The sequence below is a fragment of the Streptomyces wedmorensis genome (assembly GCF_000716445.1).
Classification (GTDB): Bacteria; Actinomycetota; Actinomycetes; order Streptomycetales; family Streptomycetaceae; genus Streptomyces; species Streptomyces wedmorensis.
In genome coordinates this window covers 75,775-93,379 of sequence record NZ_JNWK01000016.1, presented here as the reverse complement: position 1 = coordinate 93,379, position 17,605 = coordinate 75,775, and the positions used below count along the sequence as shown (strand labels likewise).

Genomic DNA, 17,605 nt, shown 5'->3' with positions numbered 1-17,605 from the left:
CCCAACCCGGTACCGCGCGGGAAGCACCGCGCGGCGGGCCGGGGGACCGGCACCCGCTCCGCCGGCCGACCACGGGCCCGGCAGGGTCTCAGGCGTCCTCGGCGGGGTCCCCGAGCGCGGCCGCCACGGCCTTGCGGGTGGTGCGCAGCTTGCGCAGGACGCTGGCGACGTGGTTCTCGACGGTTCGCGGCGAGAGGTACAGGGTGTCGGCGATGGCCTGGTTGGTCGCGCCTTCGGCGAGGAGTTCCGCCACCTGGCGTTCGCGGGGGGAGAGCCGGTCCCCGTAGCCGCGGCGGCCCGGGGTGTCGGGCCGGGCGAGGCCGAGGTCCCGGAGCAGGTGCCGGGAGCGGGACGCGTCGGCCTGGGCGCCGAGTGCGGAGTACGCGTCGGCGGCCGTGCCCAGGAGTGCCGCCGCTTCGGCGGGCTCGCGGGCCAGGGCGAGCGCGTGGCCCTGGCGCTCGGTGGCGCGGGCGGCCTCGTAGGGGCGCCCGATGTCCAGCCATCCGCGGCGGGCGGCGTCGAAATCCTCGGCCGCGCGGGACGGCTCGGCGTCGAGGTGGAGCAGTCCGCGGGCCGTGTGGAGCTCCGCCCGCGCCGCAGGGGCGTCGCGGCCCCGCAGCCCCTGGTCGGCCTCCTCGACGAGCCGCTGGGCGGCGGGGCGGTCGGAGCTCGCGAGGGCCGCTTCGACGGCGACGGGGACGAGTCCCGTGGCCTTCGTCCAGGCCTGTGCGCGGCGGAGGACGGTGAGGGCGGGTTCGGCCGCCGCCCAGGCCTCCTGGCCGGCTCCCTGGGCGAGCCGGACGGACATGAGGCCGGCGGTGCCGCGCAGCTCGGTGCTCACGGCGATCTGGCGCGCTCCGTGCTTCGCGGCCCGGTCGAAGTGCTCCAGGGCCAGGTCGCGCTGCCCGCGCGCGAACGCCAGCGCGCCGAGGGACAGCAGGCGCTCCGCGTGGGGCACGCTGATGCCCGGATACGCGGCGATCAGGGCGTCGAAGCGGTCTTCGAGGCCGTCCCAGCGCCCGCCGAGGGTGTCCAGCCAGAGTTCGAGGACGCGCCCGTAGCACTCCACGATCACCGCACCGGCCCGGCGGCCCTGCTGCCGGCTCTCCTCGACCAGGCCGGCGGCGCGGACGTCGTGCCCGAGCGCGATGGCGGCCTCGGCGACGTTGTGGAGGGCCCGGGCGGTCTGCCAGAGCTGGGCCGGAGCGTCCGCGTCCCGTGGGAGGGCGTCGACGAGGTCCCAGAGCGCGCGGTCGCCCTGCCAGCTGAGCAGGGTCAGGTGCGTCGCCTCGTACGCGGCCTGGAGGGCCTCGTCTCCGCTGTCGTCGAGGGCCTGGCGGGCGCGGTCCATCCAGCGTGCCGTCCATGCCGGTCCGGCCCGCTCGTTGAGCGCGAGGGCGAGCATCGCCCGGCCGGCCGTCACGGGTCGCTCCGACAGGTCCTCGACCGCGAGTTCGAGTTCGCGCACCCACGACGGTGACGCGGACTCGTTCAGGAGGAGCAGTCCGAGGCCGGTGCGGATCTCCCCGCGGACGGTCCTCGGCAGGTGCGGGTCCTCCACCAGGCGCCGCAGCAGCCGGGCGGCGGAGGTGAAGTCGACGCCGTTGTACGCGATCCGCGCGAGCGCGGTGGCGGCCCGGGAGCGCCGCTCGGTGTCGAGTCCGGGCTCGTCGAGGATCCGGTGGAGCAGTGCGGCGGCCGTGCCCTGGTCCCCGACGGTGACGGCCTGCTCGGCGGCCTCCTCGGCCCGCCGCAGCCACGCGGCGCGGTCGCCCAGCGCCAGCGTGTGATGGGCGATCTGCACGAGCGGCGCGGGGGTCCGCTCCTGGAGCGCCGCCACGGCGGCCGCGTGCAGCCGGCTCCGCCTCGGCGCGGGGATGTGGCGGTACGCGACCTGCTGGGCCAGGACGTGCCGGAACGCGTACCGGTGGTCCTCCGTCTCGCGGAGCAGCGAGCTGCGCAGCACCTCGATCAGCCCGTCGGCGCCGGTCTCGGCGCCGAGACCGGCGACCGCGGCGAGCAGTGCCTCGTCCGAGGGGACGGCGAGCACGGCCGCGGCGTCGACGACGGCCGCGCCGGCCGGCGAGAGACCGGCCAGCCGCTCGGTGACGGCCTCGCGCAGGCCCTTGGGCACGTCGGTGTCCCGCAGGCTGCGGACCGCGTCCCGCTGGTCGGTCGTGCCTCCCTGCTCGGCGAGCGTGAGGAGGTCCTCCTCGGCGACCAGCGGCAGGCCCTCGCTCCGCTCGTACAGCGCGGCCGCGAGGGCGGGCGTGGCGACCGGGCCGAGCGCCGCGGAGGCCAGTTCCCCGACCTCCTCCTGTGTGAGCGGTCCGAGTCTGATCACGGCGCCGCCGGCGCCCGACGGGTGGCGGTAGGCGGCGCCGAGCACCGACGTGTCCGGGGGCAGGTCCTCGGCGCGGTAGGTGAGGACGAGGGTGAGGTCCTCCGGCAGGTCGCGGGCGAGCAGCAGGAGCAGGTCCCGGGTGGCCTCGTCGACCCAGTGCATGTCCTCGATGATCAGTACGGTCGGCCCCAGGGCGGCGAGGAGGGCCCGCACGCCGTGGACGAGCCGGAGCCGTTCGGCCTGGTCCCCTCCCTGCTCGTACGTCGCCGCGGGGAGCCGGTCCGCGAGGCCCGGCAGGAGCGGGACCAGAGCGCCGACCGGGTCGGGCAGGCCGCCGTCCGGGAGCCACGGGCCGGCCTTGGTCAGCGCGTCGGACACCGGTCCGTACGGGAAGGGCTCGCGCAACGGCTGGCAGAAGCCTGCGAGCACCGGCCTGCCCTCCGCGCGCCACAGCGCGGCGGCCTCGCCGACCAGCCTCGACTTCCCGATCCCCGCTTCGCCCTCGATCAGCACCACGGCGGGCGGCTGCCGCACCGCGGCCACGAGCAGGTCCAGCTCACGGCGGCGTCCCACGTAACGGAACGTGCCCACCGCGGTGGCAGCTCCCCGGCCGAGTGACCCCGCCACGCGCTCACCCACCTCGCCCCTCGGACGCCCCCGGCCCTTCCAGCCTAAGCGGGCGGACCCCGGCGGACGACCGGACGGCGGCGGGACGCCGTGCGGGACGCCGATCGCGGCGGGTTCCCGGTGAGCGGGAATCGCGACCTGCGTGGGGTGGGGTCTTCCTGTCAGGCTCCGATCCGCCGTGGTTCGGCCGCCCGTGCCCCGCACGTGGGGCGGGCCGGAGGGAGGACGTGACAGATCATGAGGGGCGCGCTGACGATCGCCCGGCTCGCGGACTGGGCCGCGGAGAGGTACGGGCACGAGGAGGCCCTCGTCTTCGGCGGGGACCGGTGGACGTTCGCGGAACTGGCGGACCGGGTCGACCGGGTGGCGCGGGCGGTGATCGCGCACGGGGTGCGCCCGGGGGACGCGGTCGCCGTGTGGGCGCCGAACAGCGCCCGATGGGTGGTGGCGGCGCTCGGCGCGGTGGCGGCGGGCGGGGTGCTCGTCCCGGTCAACACCCGCTACAGGGCGGCCGAGGCCGCCGACATCCTGCGCAGGTCCCGCGCCCGGCTGCTGTTCACCGAGCACGACTTCCTGGGTACCGACTACCGGGCGCTGCTCGCGGCCTCGGGCGAGGAGCTCCCGCTGCTCGAAGGGACGGTGACCCTGCACTCCGCGGAGTGGGCCCGCTTCCTCAGGGGCGCGGACCGGGTCACCGGGGAGGAGCGGCTGGCCCGGAGCGCCGCCGTGCGCCCCGCCGACACCGCCGACGTCCTCTTCACCTCGGGGACCTCCGGCCGCCCGAAGGGCGTGCCCGCGACGCACGGGCAGAACCTGCGCGTGTACGACGCCTGGGCCCGTACGGTCACCCTGCGGCGCGGCGACCGGTACCTGCTGGTCAACCCGTTCTTCCACACCTTCGGCTACAAGGCCGGGGTGCTGGCCTGCCTGCTGCACGGGGCGACGATCGTCCCGGAGCGGGTGTTCGAGGCCGGGGCCGTCCTCGGGAGGATCCAGGAGGAGCGGATCTCCGTCCTGACCGGTGCGCCGACGGTCTTCACGTCGCTCCTGCGCCATCCGGAGCGCGAGGCGTACGACCTGGGGTCGATGCGGATGGCGGTCACGGGCGCCGCGAACATCCCCACCGCGCTGATCGAGCAGATCAGGACGTCCCTCGGCGCGCGGAGCGTCAGCACCGCGTACGGGCTGACCGAGGCGACGGGCGTGGTCGCGATCTGCCCGCCGCACGAGTCCCCCGCGACGCTGGCCCGCACCTCCGGGACGGCGCTCGAGGGCACGGAGCTGCGCGTCGACGCGCCGCCCGGGGAGCCCGGGGAGATCCTCACCCGCGGCCATCACGTGATGCACGGCTATCTCGACGACCCCGGGGCCACCGCGCGGGCCGTCGACGCGGACGGCTGGCTGCGCACGGGGGACGTGGGGGTCCTGGACGAGCGCGGTTTCCTGCGGATCACCGACCGGCTGAAGGACATGTTCGTGGTCGGCGGCTTCAACGTGTACCCGGCGGAGGTGGAGCAGGTGCTGCGCGGCCACCCGGCCGTCCTGGACGTGGCCGTCGTCGGCGTGCCGGACGGGCGGCTCGGGGAGGTCGGCGAGGCGTACTGCGTACCGGCGGCCGGGGCTCCGTTCGACGCGGCGGAACTGACCGCGTACACCCGCGAGCGGCTCGCCAACTTCAAGGTCCCGCGCGCCTTCCGCTCCGTGCCCGCGCTGCCGCACAACGCGGCGGGCAAGGTCGACAAGAACGCGCTGCGGCGGCGCGCGGGACACACCACCATCCGATGAGGAGAGTTCGAGCGTGAACGACAGCATCACCGAGTCCCCCGACGTCGTCGACGTCGTGGTCGTCGGGGCGGGCGTGACGGGTCTGTACGCCGTGCACAGGCTGCGCGGTCTGGGCCACCGCGTGCGCGCCTTCGAGCGCGGTGACGACGTGGGCGGCGTCTGGTACTGGAACCGCTACCCGGGCGCCCGCTGCGATGTGGAGTCCGTGGACTACTCGTACTCCTTCGACGAGGAGCTCCAGCAGGAGTGGGACTGGAGCGAGAAGTACGCCGCCCAACCGGAGATCCGGCGCTACCTGAGCCATGTCGCCGACCGCTTCGACCTGCGCCGCAGCTACACCTTCTCGACGTCGGTGACCTCGGCGGAACTGGACGAGGAGACGCTGCGCTGGACGGTCCGCACGGACGACGGGGAGGTGGTGTCGGCCCGGTTCTGCGTGTTCGCCGTCGGCTGCCTCTCCAGCACCCACGTGCCGGACATCGCGGGGGCCGGGGAGTTCGCCGGCGCCACGTACCACACCGGTGCCTGGCCCCGGGAGGGCGTGGACTTCGCCGGGTTGCGCGTCGGCGTGATCGGCACCGGGTCCTCGGGCATCCAGGCGATCCCGCTGATCGCCGAGCAGGCGGCGCACCTCACGGTCTTCCAGCGCAGCGCCAACTTCAGCATCCCCGCGGGCAACACGCCCCTGGACGAGGAGACGCGCCGCCGGCAGAAGGCCGGCTACGCCGAGCGGCGTCGGCTGTCCCGGCTCAGCGGCGGCGGCTCGCCGCACGCGGCTCACCCCTCGGCGACGTTCGCCGTGTCCCCGGCCGAGCGGCGGGCCGCGTTCGAGGAGCGGTGGGAGCTCGGCGGCGTCCTGTACTCCAAGACGTTCCCCGACCAGCTCACCGACCGTGCGGCGAACGACGAGGCGCGCGCGTTCTGGGAGGAGAAGGTCCGCGCGCTCATCGAGGATCCGGCCGTCGCCGACCTGCTCGTGCCGACGGACCACCCGATCGGCACCAAGCGGATCGTCACCGACTCGCACTACTACGAGACGTTCAACCGGGGCGACGTGCGCCTCGTGAACCTGCGGGAGAACACGATCGAGCGGATCGACGGCAGCGGGATCGTGCTGGCCGACGGCACCCGGGTGGAACTGGACGCGATCGTGTTCGCGACCGGTTTCGACGCGATGACCGGCGCCGTCGACCGGGTGGACGTCCGAGGGCGCGGTGGCCGGCGGCTGAGGGACGTGTGGAGCGGGGGCCCCCGCACCTATCTGGGCCTGGGCGTCGACGGCTTCCCGAACCTGTTCCACCTCACCGGTGCGGGCAGCCCCTCGGTCATGGCCAACGTGGTGCTGTGCGCCGAGCAGCACGTCGACTGGCTCGCCGACTGCCTGCGCCATCTGGACGAGCACGGCCACCGGGCGATCGAGGCGAGCGGGGACGCCGTCGAGCAGTGGGTCGCGGAGTGCCGCGACCGGGCGGCGGCCACGCTGTTCCCGGCGGCGAACTCCTGGTACCTGGGCGCCAACATCCCCGGGAAGCCCCGGGTGTTCATGCCGTTCATCGGTGGCTTCGGGGTGTACGGGGAGATCATCGCGGACGTCGCGGCCTCGGGATACAAGGGGTTCGCGCTGCTGGACGGGTGACGCGGCCCGCGGGTACGAAGAGGCGCCCGCCCCCACCGGATCAGGTGGGGGCGGGGCGCACGCGTACACGTCGGTCAACGTGGGGTGAGGGCCTCGCGCAGGGCGGCGAAGGCGGCCTCCCTGGCCTCGGCCGCCGCGGGCAGGGCGCCCGCCATGGAGAGGAAGCCGTGGAACATGCCGGCGTGGTGGCGGGCCTCCACCGGAACGCCCGCCGCGGCGAGGGCGTCCGCGTACGCCAGGCCGTCGTCCCGCAGCGGGTCGAAGCCGGCGGTGACGAGCTGCGCCGGAGGGAGGCCCGACAGGTCGGCGCCGGCCAGCGGGGCCGCGTAGGGGCTGGTGCGCGCCGCCGGGTCCGGCAGGTAGCCGTCCCAGTACCACCGCAGGTGGTCGGCGGTGAGGAAGTAGCCCTGGGCGTTCTCCCGGTGCGAGGCACGCGAGCGCGTGGGGTCGAGCATCGGGTAGTAGAGCGCCTGGCAGGCGATCTCGGGGCCGCCCCGGTCGCGGGCGAGCAGGGTGAGGACGGTGGCGAGGTTGGCGCCCGCGCTGTCCCCGGCGACGGCGATCCGGCGGCCCGGGAAGGTCGCCGCCGTCCACAGCAGGGCCGTGTAGGCGTCCTCGGGAGCGGCGGGGAAGGGGTGTTCGGGGGCGCGGCGGTAGTCGACGGAGACGACGACCGCTTCCGTCGCGCGGGCGAGGGAGCGGCAGAAGGCGTCGTGGCTGTCGAGGTCGCAGAGGACGAAGCCGCCCCCGTGGCAGAACACGATCACGGGGGCGGTCTCGTGGACCCGCGGGTCGTACACGCGGACGGGCACGCCGTCGGCGTCCTCGTCCGCGACGCGGGCGACGGGCGTCGGTGGGGCGGCCGGCCGGGGGCGGGCGGCGAAGAAGGCGCGCACCTCGGCGATGTCCGTCATCTCGGTCGCCAGTGGGGGGAAGCCCGCGGTGGCCAGGTCGATGACGGCCTGGACCTCGGGGTCGGGTCGGTTCACTCGTCCGTTCCCTTCGGGGTGAGGAGCGGCATGCGGCCCGCCGACGCGCCGCCGTCGACGGCGAGTTCGGCGCCGGACAGGTACGAGGAGTCGTCGGAGGCGAGGAAGGCGACGAGGCGGGCGACCTCCTCGGGTTCCCCCACCCGTCCGAGCGGGGCGCCCGGGTGTTCCCTGGTGCCCAGGTGGGCGGTCATCGCCGTGGCGATGGCGCCCGGGTGGACGGAGTTGACCCGGATGCCGTCCGGGCCGAGTTCCAGCGCGGCCGTTCTGGTCAGGCCGCGCAGTCCCCATTTCGCGGCTCCGTACGCCCCGTGCCCCCAGATGCCCTGGAGGCCGGCCTGCGAGGAGATGTTCACGACGGACCCGCCGCCGCCCGCCTTCATCGCGGCGGCGACGGCGCGGACGCCGAGGAACGGGCCGATCAGGTTGACCCGGATGATGGCCTCCAGGCGGGCCGGGTCCTCCTCCGTGATCGGCGAGGTGGAGTAGATCGCGGCGTTGTTGACGAGGACGTCGAGCCGGCCGAAGGCGTCCAGGGCGGTGGCCACGGCGGCGGCCCATGACCGCTCGTCGGTCACGTCGTGGCGTACGAAGCGGGCGGCGGCGCCGAGGGAGGCGGCCGTCGCCGCGCCCTCCGTCTCCAGGACGTCGGTGAGGACGACCTTCGCCCCGAGGGCCGCGAAGAGACGGGCCTCGGCCTCCCCCACGCCGCGGGCCGCGCCGGTGACGAGCGCGACCTTTCCTGTCAGGTCGACGGGCATCAGCGGTTCTCCTCGGTCGGTCGGAGGGGCGGTCGGAGGGGCGGTCGTAGGGGTGGTCGGAGGGGTGGTCGGAGGGTCTGTCGTAGGGGCGGTCCGGTCGTCCAGCCGCCGTCGACGGCCAGTTCGGCGCCGGTGACGTACGCGGCGGCGTCCGAGAGCAGGAAGGCGACCGCGTGCGCGACCTCCTGCGGCTCACCGACCCGTCCCATCGGGGCGTCCGGATACCTCCCCTCGCCGCGCTCGATGCCCACGTGCGCGGTCATGGGCGTGTGGATCATGCCCGGGTGTACGGAGTTGACGCGGATGCGGTCGCCCGCGAGCTCCACGGCGCCGAGCTTGGTGAGCCCGCGCACGCCCCACTTGGCCGCCCCGTAGCCGGCGGTCCCGGCCAGGCCCGTCAGGCCCGCCGCGGAGGAGATGTTGACGATGGAGCCGCCGCCGTTCGCCCGCATCCCCGGGATCACGGCCCGCATGCCGAGGAACACACCGGTGAGGTCGACGTCGAGGACGCGGCGGAACGCCTCCGCCGACTGCTCCTCCAGGTGCTGGGAACCGCCGGAGATTCCCGCGTTGTCGACCAGTCCGTCCACCCGGCCGAAGGCGGCGACGGCGAAGTCGACGACCTCGCGCCAGTCGTCCTCGGAGGTGACGTCGTGGCGGGCGAAGAGGGCATCGCCGCCGAGCTCCTCGGCCGCCGCCCGGCCCTCCTCCTCCCGTACGTCGGTGAGGACGACCCGGGCGCCGGACGCGACGGCCACCCGGCCGACCTCCGCGCCTATCCCCCGCGCCCCACCGGTGATGATCACCGTCCTGCCTCGCAGATCCGTCATCGGGCTCGTCACCGCGCCCCGGCGGAGCGCGTACGGGCGATGTGGCCGGCCGCGAGCCAGCCGAAGGTCATGGCGGGGCCGATGGTCGCGCCGGGTCCCGGGTAGGTCTCCCCCATGACGGCGGACGAGACGTTGCCACAGGCGTACAGACCGTCGATGGGGGTGCCGTCCTCGCGCAGCACGCGGGCGGTGGCGTCGGTGACCAGGCCGCCCTTGGTGCCGATGTCGCCCGGGTGGACGGGGATCGCGTAGTACGGGCCCTTGTCCAGGGGCGCCAGGTTGGGGTTGGGCAGCGTCGGGTCGCCGTAGTAGCGGTCGTAGACGCTGTCGCCGCGGTGGAAGTCCTCGTCGCGGCCGGTGCGGGCGAAGCCGTTGAAGCGGTCGACGGTGGCGCGCAGGCGCTCCGGGGCGATGCCGATCCCCGCGGCCAGTTCCTCGACGGTCGCGGCCTTCTTGACGAAGCCGCTCTCCAGCCACGGCCTGGGGAACGCCTGGCCCGGGAAGAGGCCCATGAAGACGTAGCGGGCCTTGGAGGTGGAGTCGAGGATCAGCCAGGACGGCACGGTGGTCGCCTCGGGCCCGTCGTGGGCGTACATCGCGTCGACGAACTCGTGGTACGGGGCCGCCTCGTTGGCGTAGCGCTTCCCCGCCGAGTCGACGATCACCATGCCGGGGATGCCGCGGTCGGCGACGAGGAAGAACGGCTTCCCGTCGGGTGGCACCACCGACGGCGCTCCCCAGACCCGGTCCATCAGGTCGGTGGCGGCGCCGAGGGCCGTGGCGGGTTCCAGGGCGTCACCGGTCTGGCCGTCGGCCGCGGAGCTCCACTCGCTGGAGGTGGGTGTCGGCAGGTGCTTCTCGCGCAGCCGCTGGTCGTGGGAGAAGCCTCCGGAGGCGAGGACGACGCCGCCCCGGGCCCGGACGGTGAGCTCGCGCCCGTCCCTGGTGATGCGGACGCCGGTGACCCGGCCGTCCTCCTCGACCAGTCCGGTCAGCGGCGCGGAGAGCCACAGGTCGGCGCCGAGGGTGTCGAGGGAGTGCCGCATGCGGGCGACCAGCGCCTCGCCGAGCGACAGCATCTCCCGGCCGGAGAGCCGGGCCTTGACCGCTTGGGCGCCGACCTTGAGGGCGGTGCGGCGGCCGGACCAGGTGCGGCCCACCATGTTCAGCTGCCGGAAGTCCTTGGAGGTGATGGTGAGGCCGTAGGTGGGCAGTCCGGCGCGGCGCATGGCGGCGCGCTGCTCGGGGCCGAGCTTCCTGAAGTCGAAGACCTGAGGTTCGATGGAGCGGCCCTGCGGGTAGCCGCCGAGCCGCTCGGGGTAGTAGTCGGAGTAGCCGGGGGTGTACACGAACCTCACGTCCGTGCGGTCGTGGAACTCCTTCACCATCCGCGGTCCGTGGGCGACGTAGGCGTCCTTGCGCTCGGCGGGGACCCGGTCGCCGACCGTGGCGTCGAGGTAGGCGCGGGCCTTCTCGGGGGTGTCGCCGAGCCCGGCGGCGTCCAGGTGGAAGTTGTCCGGCACCCAGATCGCCCCGCCGGACAGGGCGGTCGAGCCGCCGTAGACGTCGGTCTTCTCCAGCACCAGGGCGGTCAGTCCGCGCAGCCGGGCCGTGAGGGCCGCGGCCATGCCGGCGGCGCCGGAGCCGACGACCACCACGTCGTACGTGTGGTCCCACTGGTCGTTCATCGGGTTCTCCCTGGTCTCGTCGGGCAGGCCTTGGGTGGTCGACGGCCGGGGCGGGCCGTCCCCCGCCCCGGCCGCCGGGTCATCGGGCGGTGATCCGCGCGTCGGTGAGGACCGGCGCGTCCTCGCGGTCGGCGGCCGTGGCCGTCAGCCGGAAGCCGTCGGGGGTCTCCCAGACGCGGAGCCGCAGGGTCTCGCCGGGGAAGAAGACCCCTGCGAAGCGGGTGCGGCAGGCGGCGACCGCGTCGGCGTCGCCGTCGAGCAGGCGGTCCGTGACCGCCTTGACCGCCATCCCGAAGGTGCAGAGCCCGTGCAGGACGGGACGGTCGTGGCCGGCGCGGCGGGCGGTGGCGGGGTCGGCGTGCAGCGGGTTCCGGTCGCCGGTGAGCCGGTAGAGCAGGGCCTGTTGCCGGAGCGTCGGGATCTCGGTCACCAGATCGGGTGCGCGGTCGGGCTCGGGGAGGCGCCCGGAGGGGCCGCGATCGCCGCCGAAGCCGCCCGCGCCGTGGACGAAGACCTGGTTGCGCTGGGTGATCAGGGGTTCGCCGTCCTCGCCGACGAGGGTGGACTCCTGGACGATGACGGCGGCCTTGCCCTTGTCGTACACGGCCGCGGCCCGGGTGGTGGCGGTCGCCCGGGCCGCGATGGGCAGGGGGCGGTGCGCGGTGATCTCCTGGCCGCCGTGCAGCACGTCCGCCAGGTCGATGTCGACGCCCGGCAGGTCGAAGACCTGGAAGCCGACGCCGCCGGTGCCGCCCGCGACGACTCCGAAGGTGGGCAGGACCCGGAGGCCCCGTTCGTGTCCCTCGTAGGTGTAGCGCAGCTCGCGCGGGTCGGTCTCGGGGACGCCGGCGCCGAGCGCCAGGTGGTAGAGCAGTACGTCGTGCTCGTCCCACCGGACGTCGGTGAGCACCGGCGGGGCGGAGGTCGCCTTCTCGGCGTCGATGGGCATCAGAACGCGCCCACGGCGTAGCGGCTGCGGAAGAACAGCAGCGGGCGGCCGTCCTCGCCGGCGTCGAGCGCCACCACCTGCGCGGTGACCAGGTGGTGGTCCCCGGCCTCGTACACGGCGTCCAGCTCGCATTCCACGTGGGCGAGGGCTCCGTCGACGCGTACGGTGCCGTGTTCCCCGACGCTCCAGGGAACCCCGGCGAACTTGCCGGGGCCGCTGCGGCCGAGCGCGGCGCAGGTGTCCCGCTGGTCCTCGGCGAGGATGTTGACGCAGAAGCGGCCGGCCCGCTCGATCCTCGGCCAGCTGGTGGAGCTCTTGCCGACGGCCAGCATGACCAGCGGCGGGTCGAGGGAGAGCGAGGCGAAGGACTGGCAGGCGAACCCGACGGGCTCCATGGCGTCGGCGTCGAGTGTCGCGACCACCGTGATGCCGCTGGCGAAGCGGCCGAGCACGTCCCTGAACTCGGAGGGTGCGATCAGCCGTTCCACTGGTGGCCCCAGAAGCTGTCGGCGGTGATCTCCTTCGCGACCCAGGTGGCGGGGTCGACGACGAGGCCGTCCCAGCCGTACTCGACCTGGAAGCCGCCGGGGGCCTGGGCGTAGAAGGACACCATGCGGTCGTTGGTGTGGCGGCCGAGGCTGGAGGCGATGGGGATGCCGGCGGCGTGCATGCGGTCGAGGCCGCGGCCGACGTCGTCGAGGGTCTCCAGCTCGACCATGAAGTGCACGATGCCGGGGGGCAGCGCGCCGGGGTAGAGGCCGAGGCTGTGGTGGCGGCGGTTGGGGCTGAGGAAGTGCATCCAGTGGAAGTCCCGCTGCTCGGTGGCGGTCGGGACGGCCTGCGGGGGCAGCTTCATCGAGTCGCGCAGCTGGAAGCCGAGGAGGTTCTCGTAGAAGTCGAGCGCGGCCTCGATGTCCGGGACGGGGAGCACGACGTGGCCGAGGCCCAGGTCTCCGGTGACGAAGCGGTTGCCGTACGGGGTGCCGAGCGCGCTGTGGTCCTGTGCCTGGCCCCAGTAGATCTCCAGCGGGTTGCCGCCGGGGTCCGTGACGTGGATCAGGCCCTGGACGCGGCGCTCGGTGAGTTCGGCGGGGTCGGCGGCCTTGACGGCGACGCCGGCCGCCTCAAGTTCCCCGGCGGCGCGGGCGAGTGCTGCGGCGTTCGCCACCTCCCAGCCGGCCGCGAGGAGCCGGTCGCTCTCGCCGGCCTGGATGACGATGCGGTGGGCGCGGTCGTCCAGGCGGAGGCAGAGGGTGTCCTCGGTGGTGCCGGATGCCTCCACCATGCCGAGGACGTCGAGGGCGTAGTGGCGCCACTCGTCCAGGGTGGTGGTCTCCAGGCGGAGGTAGCCGAGAGCGCGGATGTCCATGGTGTGCACCCCTTCTGTGGAGGGTTCAGTGGGAGAAGAAGTCGACGGCGAGACGGTTGAACTCGTCGGCCCGCTCGGTCTGGGCCCAGTGGCCGCAGTGCGGGAAGACGTGGAGGCGGGCGTCGGGGATGGTCTTGAGGGCGACCAGCGCGCCGTCGAGCGGGTTGACGCGGTCCTCGCGGCCCCAGGTGAGGAGCACCGGCTGGGTGATCCGGTGGGCCTCGCGCCAGAGCATCGCGTCCTCGGCCCAGGCGGGGTCGGCGAACGAGGCCCCCATCCGGGCGCTGCCGAGCCGGGTGTCCGGGTCGGTGGCCGACGCCCAGCGTTCCTCGACGAGTTCGTCGGTGACGACGGACTGGTCGTACGCCATGACGCTGAGGAAGCCGCGCAGTTGCTCCCGGGTGGGCTCGGGTGCGGTGTTGAATTCGAGGAGCCGCTTGATGCCCTCGGTCGGGTCGGGGGCGAAGAGGTTCACGGAGATTCCGCCGGGGCCCATGAGGAGGAGCTTCCCGACCTTGCCGGGGTGGTTCAGGGCCATGCGGACCGCGGTGCCGCCGCCGAGCGAGTTGCCGATGAAGTGGGCCTGGGTGATGCCCAGTTCGTCCATGAGGGCGGCGACGGCGTCCGCGCTGAAGCTGAAGTAGTCCTTGTCGAGCTCCGGTTTGTCCGAGCGGCCGAAGCACGGCTGGTCGACGAGGAGCGTGCGGAAGCGCTCGGCGAGGACGGGGAGGTTGCGGCCGAAGTTGCTCCAGGCGGAGGCGCCGGGGCCGCCGCCGTGGAGCATGATCACGACGGGGGCTCCGGCCGTCCGGCCGGCGGGGGCGGCCTCGTGGTAGTGGAGGGTGAGACCGGCCGCCTTGGCGGTGCGGGAGGTCGACTCGTAGGTGAGCTCTGCCATCGTCGGCGCCTCTCAGGCCATGGTGTCTTGGATGTCGATGCCGAGCGCGCTCTGCCCGTACATGACGAGGGCCCGCTCCGGGTCGTTGGCGGCGTGTCCGCGGCCGGTGTGGGCGTCGCGCCAGGCGCGCTGGACGGGGCCGGGGCCGGTGCGCATGGCGTTTCCGCCGGAGTTCTCCATCAGCAGGTCGACCGCGGCGACGGCGCGTTCGGTGGCCAGCACCTGGTCGCGGCGGGTGCGGGTGCGCAGCTCCATCGGGATCTCCTCGCCGCGCTCGGCGAGGGCGTACATCTCGCCCATGTTCCGCGTCAGTTGCAGCCAGCTCGCGTCGATGTCACTGGCGGCGCGGGCGATGCGGACCTGCGCGAACGGGTCCTCGGCCACCTTCTGCCCGTACGAGACGCGGATGCGCTGCCGGGTGGCCTCGGTGTAGGCGTCGAAGGCGCCCTCGGCGATGCCGACGATCGGGGTGGAGATGGTGGTGGTGAACACCCCGGCGTAGGGAAGCCGGTACAGCGGCTCCGCGTTGATCTCGTGGCCGGGCACCTTCAGGGCGGTGACCGGGCCGAAGCTCAGGGCGCGGTGGTCGGGGACGTGGACGTCCTCGACGAGGACGTCGTTGCTGCCGGTGCCGCGCAGGCCGACGGTGTCCCAGACGTCGTCGATCCGGTAGTCGGAGCGGGGGATCAGGAAGGTGCGCATGTCGACGGGGTTGCCCTCGCCGTCGGTGACGAGGCAGCCGAGGAGTGCCCAGCGGGCGTGGTCGCAGCCGGAGGAGAAGTGCCACCGGCCGGAGAGCCGGAAACCTCCGTCGACGGCCGTGGCCTTGCCGGTGGGGGCGTACGAGGAGGCGATGCGGGTCTTGGGGTCCTGCCCCCACACCTCCTGCTGGGCGCGGGGGTCGAACAGGGCGACGTGCCAGGGGTGGACGCCGACCACGGAGGCGACCCAGCCCGTCGAGCCGCAGGCCTTGGCGATCTCCTTGACCGCCGCGTAGAAGACCACCGGGTCGGCCGCGCGGCCGCCGAAGGCCTTGGGCTGGAGGAGCTGGAAGAAGCCGGTGTCCTCGAGTTCCTTGACGGAGGTGTCGGGCACCCGGCGCAGCGTCTCGGCCTCGGCCGCGCGATCGCGCAGCGCGGGGGCGAGGTCACGGATCGCTGCCAGGACGTCATCGGCCATGGGGCATCCCCTTTCGGGTCGTGGTGGGGGAATGCCAGGACCGTACGGCGTGCCGTACGACGACGAAATGCGCTGCTCCCACTCAGCGGGAACCCGCCGCCGGGGAGGCTCCACCGGGACGGAACGGGGGTCGCTCCGCAGGTGGTTCGGACGGAGGGCGCACCGTCGGCGGTGCGGACGTGAGGACGATCCACCGGCGATCCGGACGGCGCGCGCTCCGGCACGCGCTCCAGCGGGCGCTCCGGCGGTCGTGCGGGCGGTGGCGCTCCGGCGGCGATGCGGAAGGGGCTTCGTCCGCCGGTTCAGAGCATGGGGTCGTGGACGTCCATGCCGAGGGCGTCCTGGGCGTAGAGGAGCAGCGCCCGTTCCACGTCGTTGGCCGCCTGACCGCGGCCGGTGTGCAGGTCGCGCCAGGCCCGTTGCAGGACGTCGTCGGCGACGCGCAGGGGTCCGCGGCCCGCGTCCGCCATGAGCAGGTCGACGGCGGTGAGGGCCCGTTCGGTGGCGAGCGCCTGGTCGCGTCGGGTGCGGGCACGGAGCTCCGCGGGGATCTCCGCGCCGCTGCGCGCGACCGCGTACAGCTCGGTCGTGTTGCGGCCGAGCTGGAGGCGGGCGGCGTCGATCTCGCCGGCGGCGCGGGCGAGGCGCACCTGGGCGAGCGGGTCCTCGGCGGCCGGCCCGCCCCGGGAGGAGCGGACACTCCGGCGTGCCGCCGCGAGGTGGTCCTCGTAGGCGCCTTCGGCGATGCCGACCATCGCGGTCGAGACGGCGGTGGTGAAGACGGAGGCGTACGGCAGCCGGTAGAGCGGCTCGTGGTTGACCTCGTGGCCGGGGCACCGCAGTGCGGTGACCGGGCCGTAGCCGAGCGTCCGGTGGGCGGGGACGAAGGCGTCCTCGACGAGGATGTCGTTGCTGCCGCTGCCGCGCAGGCCGACGGTGTCCCAGACGTCGTCGATCCGGTAGTCGGCGCGGGGCAGCAGGAAGGTCCGCATGTCGACCGGCCGGCCTTCCCGGTCGGTGACGAGGCCGCCGAGGAGTGCCCAGCGGGCGTGGTCGCAGCCGGCGGAGAAGTGCCACCGGCCGGAGAGCCGGAAGCCTCCGTCGACGGAGGTGACCTCCCCGGTGGGGGCGTGGGAGGAGCAGATCAGGGTGGGCCCTTCGGCGCCCCAGACCTCCTCCTGGGCCCGCGGGTCGAGCTGGGCCACGTACCAGGGGTGGACGCCGAGGACCGACGCCGCCCAGCCGGTCGAACCGCACGCCTTGGCGATCTCGTGCACCGCGGCGTAGAAGACGGCAGGGTCGGCGGCGAGGCCGCCGTACGCGAGGGGGCGGAACAGCCGGAAGAAGCCGGCGTCCTCCAGCTCCGCGACGGAGGCGTCGGGCACCCGGCGCAGCGTCTCCGCCTCGGCCGCCCGCTCGCGCAGGACGGGGGCGAGGGCGCGGACCGCCGTGAGGACGTCCTCGTCACGCATGTGCGCCCCCTCTCGGCATCGGGCCTCGTCGTGCCGTGACGACAGGAAACCTACGCGTTACTGTTCCGAGACGGAACTCCCTCTTCCCAGCGTCCGTCATCCTCTGGCAATCTCCACGCAATACCGGAGATTACGGACCCGTCCAGGGGCCGTTCGGCCGTGCTGTCCGTGTGGGAGGTGCCGATGACGACCGGTGCTGTCGAGGCCGTCGAGGCCGGGCCGCCGCTGTCCCTGCTGGAGAAGGCCGCGAAGGTGCTGAGCGCCTTCGAGAGCGCGGGGCCCCGGCTCACCCTCACCGAGGTCGTGCAGCGCTCGGGCATCCGCCGGTCCTCCGCGCACCGCATCCTCGATCAACTGGTGCAGCTGCGCTGGCTGGAGCGCGAGGGGCGCGACTACCGGCTGGGCATGGGCATGCTGGAACTCGGCGCCATGGCCTCGCACCACAACCGGCTCCGCCGGGCGGCGCTGCCGCATCTGCACGCGCTGCACGAGTCCACCGGCCATCTCGTGCACCTCACGGTGCTCGACGGCTCCGAGGTGGTCTATCTGGAGCGGATCGGCGGGTCGGACGACTCCGTCGTGCCCTCGCGCACGGGCGGGCGGCAGCCGGCGTACTGCACGGCCTCGGGCAAGGCGATCCTCGCCTTCGGCGACGCGGCGCCGGTGGAACAGGTGATCCGGAACGGACTGCGGCCGCGCACCCCGCGCACGATCACGCGCCCCGAGTCCTTCCGCCGTGAGCTGGCGATGACGCGGGAGCGCGGTGTGGCCTTCGACCACGAGGAGGGGTACCGCGGAGTCTTCTGCGTGGCCGCTCCGCTGCGCGGTGCGGGCCGTGCCATCGCCGCGATCTCGGTGAGCGGCCACGGCGTCCACCGGGAGATGGAACGGCTCGCCCCGGCCGTACGCGGCTGCGCACGGTCGGTGTGGCAGTCGATGTTCGGGCCGGGGCGGCAGTCGGAGAAGCGGGCCCAGCCGGTCGGTGCGGCGTCCGCCGCGGGGCTTCCGCAGCCCTCGATGGACGACATGATGACCTGGTTGCGCTTCAGCGACTGGATGTGAGGCGCTCCCGCAGGGC

At 74.1% G+C, this 17,605-nt stretch carries 14 protein-coding genes; 3 read left to right on the top strand and 11 right to left on the bottom strand.

The genetic code is table 11. The features are described 5' to 3' along the window. Positions 1-88: 88 nt before the first annotated feature. On the bottom strand, positions 89-2,917 hold the full coding sequence (locus OO54_RS15445; protein WP_234439418.1) for a helix-turn-helix transcriptional regulator: 2,829 nt from the start codon (positions 2,915-2,917) through the stop codon (positions 89-91). A 291-nt stretch (positions 2,918-3,208) separates the two neighbouring features. On the opposite strand from OO54_RS15445, the gene OO54_RS15440 reads away from it, so the two are divergent. Together OO54_RS15440 and OO54_RS15435 are read left to right on the top strand one after the other, a co-directional pair. Beyond that, entirely contained in the window at positions 3,209-4,756 is a 1,548-nt protein-coding gene (locus OO54_RS15440) for a FadD3 family acyl-CoA ligase (RefSeq protein WP_033203475.1), read from the top strand. Positions 4,757-4,769: 13 nt separating this feature from the next. Further along, entirely contained in the window at positions 4,770-6,392 is a 1,623-nt protein-coding gene (locus OO54_RS15435) for a flavin-containing monooxygenase (protein ID WP_051786966.1), read from the top strand. A gap of 74 nt (positions 6,393-6,466) precedes the next feature. Here OO54_RS15435 and OO54_RS15430 read toward each other — a convergent pair whose 3' ends face one another. From OO54_RS15430 to hsaA (OO54_RS15385), 10 genes are all read right to left on the bottom strand, one after another. Beyond that, on the bottom strand, positions 6,467-7,381 hold the full coding sequence (locus tag OO54_RS15430; RefSeq protein ID WP_033203473.1) for an alpha/beta hydrolase: 915 nt from the start codon (positions 7,379-7,381) through the stop codon (positions 6,467-6,469). Next, entirely contained in the window at positions 7,378-8,142 is a 765-nt protein-coding gene (locus tag OO54_RS15425; protein WP_033203471.1) for a glucose 1-dehydrogenase, read from the bottom strand. The genes OO54_RS15430 and OO54_RS15425 overlap by 4 nt, the downstream gene beginning before the upstream one ends. After that, the gene (locus OO54_RS15420) at positions 8,142-8,972 is read right to left on the bottom strand and encodes a glucose 1-dehydrogenase (protein WP_033203470.1); all 831 of its coding nucleotides are present in this window, start codon (positions 8,970-8,972) and stop codon (positions 8,142-8,144) included. Before OO54_RS15420 ends, OO54_RS15425 begins: the two co-directional genes overlap by 1 nt. A gap of 8 nt (positions 8,973-8,980) precedes the next feature. Continuing rightward, the gene (locus OO54_RS15415; RefSeq protein WP_033203467.1) at positions 8,981-10,660 is read right to left on the bottom strand and encodes an FAD-dependent oxidoreductase; all 1,680 of its coding nucleotides are present in this window, start codon (positions 10,658-10,660) and stop codon (positions 8,981-8,983) included. Positions 10,661-10,739: 79 nt separating this feature from the next. Then, entirely contained in the window at positions 10,740-11,609 is an 870-nt protein-coding gene (locus OO54_RS15410; protein WP_033203465.1) for a MaoC/PaaZ C-terminal domain-containing protein, read from the bottom strand. Further along, complete coding sequence (locus tag OO54_RS15405) at positions 11,609-12,097, bottom strand: flavin reductase family protein (protein ID WP_033203463.1); 489 nt, start codon at positions 12,095-12,097, stop codon at positions 11,609-11,611. Before OO54_RS15405 ends, OO54_RS15410 begins: the two co-directional genes overlap by 1 nt. After that, positions 12,085-12,978 (bottom strand): VOC family protein, encoded by an 894-nt coding sequence (locus tag OO54_RS15400; RefSeq protein WP_033203523.1) that lies wholly within the window; start codon positions 12,976-12,978, stop codon positions 12,085-12,087. Before OO54_RS15400 ends, OO54_RS15405 begins: the two co-directional genes overlap by 13 nt. A 25-nt stretch (positions 12,979-13,003) precedes the next feature. Next, entirely contained in the window at positions 13,004-13,876 is an 873-nt protein-coding gene (gene hsaD, locus OO54_RS15395) for a 4,5:9,10-diseco-3-hydroxy-5,9,17-trioxoandrosta-1(10),2-diene-4-oate hydrolase (RefSeq protein WP_033203460.1), read from the bottom strand. 12 nt (positions 13,877-13,888) lie between these two features. Then, positions 13,889-15,055, bottom strand: a complete 1,167-nt coding sequence (gene hsaA / locus OO54_RS15390; protein ID WP_033203459.1) for a 3-hydroxy-9,10-secoandrosta-1,3,5(10)-triene-9,17-dione monooxygenase oxygenase subunit — start codon at positions 15,053-15,055, stop codon at positions 13,889-13,891. A gap of 302 nt (positions 15,056-15,357) precedes the next feature. Then, positions 15,358-16,527 (bottom strand): 3-hydroxy-9,10-secoandrosta-1,3,5(10)-triene-9,17-dione monooxygenase oxygenase subunit, encoded by a 1,170-nt coding sequence (hsaA, locus tag OO54_RS15385; protein WP_033203458.1) that lies wholly within the window; start codon positions 16,525-16,527, stop codon positions 15,358-15,360. Positions 16,528-16,710: 183 nt separating this feature from the next. On the opposite strand from hsaA (OO54_RS15385), the gene OO54_RS15380 reads away from it, so the two are divergent. Next, positions 16,711-17,589: an IclR family transcriptional regulator gene (locus OO54_RS15380; protein ID WP_051786971.1), complete on the top strand. Its 879-nt coding sequence runs from the start codon at positions 16,711-16,713 to the stop codon at positions 17,587-17,589. Positions 17,590-17,605: the final 16 nt, after the last annotated feature.

Bases quoted from the DNA above. Each gene is read 5' to 3' on its own strand.
- OO54_RS15440 (WP_033203475.1), top strand. From the start codon at position 3,209: ATGAGGGGCGCGCTGACGATCGCCCGGCTCGCGGACTGGGCCGCGGAG.
- OO54_RS15425 (WP_033203471.1), bottom strand. From the start codon at position 8,142: ATGCCCGTCGACCTGACAGGAAAGGTCGCGCTCGTCACCGGCGCGGCC.
- OO54_RS15420 (WP_033203470.1), bottom strand. From the start codon at position 8,972: ATGACGGATCTGCGAGGCAGGACGGTGATCATCACCGGTGGGGCGCGG.
- OO54_RS15415 (WP_033203467.1), bottom strand. From the start codon at position 10,660: ATGAACGACCAGTGGGACCACACGTACGACGTGGTGGTCGTCGGCTCC.
- OO54_RS15410 (WP_033203465.1), bottom strand. From the start codon at position 11,609: ATGCCCATCGACGCCGAGAAGGCGACCTCCGCCCCGCCGGTGCTCACC.
- OO54_RS15400 (WP_033203523.1), bottom strand. From the start codon at position 12,978: ATGGACATCCGCGCTCTCGGCTACCTCCGCCTGGAGACCACCACCCTG.
- hsaD (WP_033203460.1), bottom strand. From the start codon at position 13,876: ATGGCAGAGCTCACCTACGAGTCGACCTCCCGCACCGCCAAGGCGGCC.
- hsaA (WP_033203459.1), bottom strand. From the start codon at position 15,055: ATGGCCGATGACGTCCTGGCAGCGATCCGTGACCTCGCCCCCGCGCTG.
- hsaA (WP_033203458.1), bottom strand. From the start codon at position 16,527: ATGCGTGACGAGGACGTCCTCACGGCGGTCCGCGCCCTCGCCCCCGTC.
- OO54_RS15380 (WP_051786971.1), top strand. From the start codon at position 16,711: ATGACGACCGGTGCTGTCGAGGCCGTCGAGGCCGGGCCGCCGCTGTCC.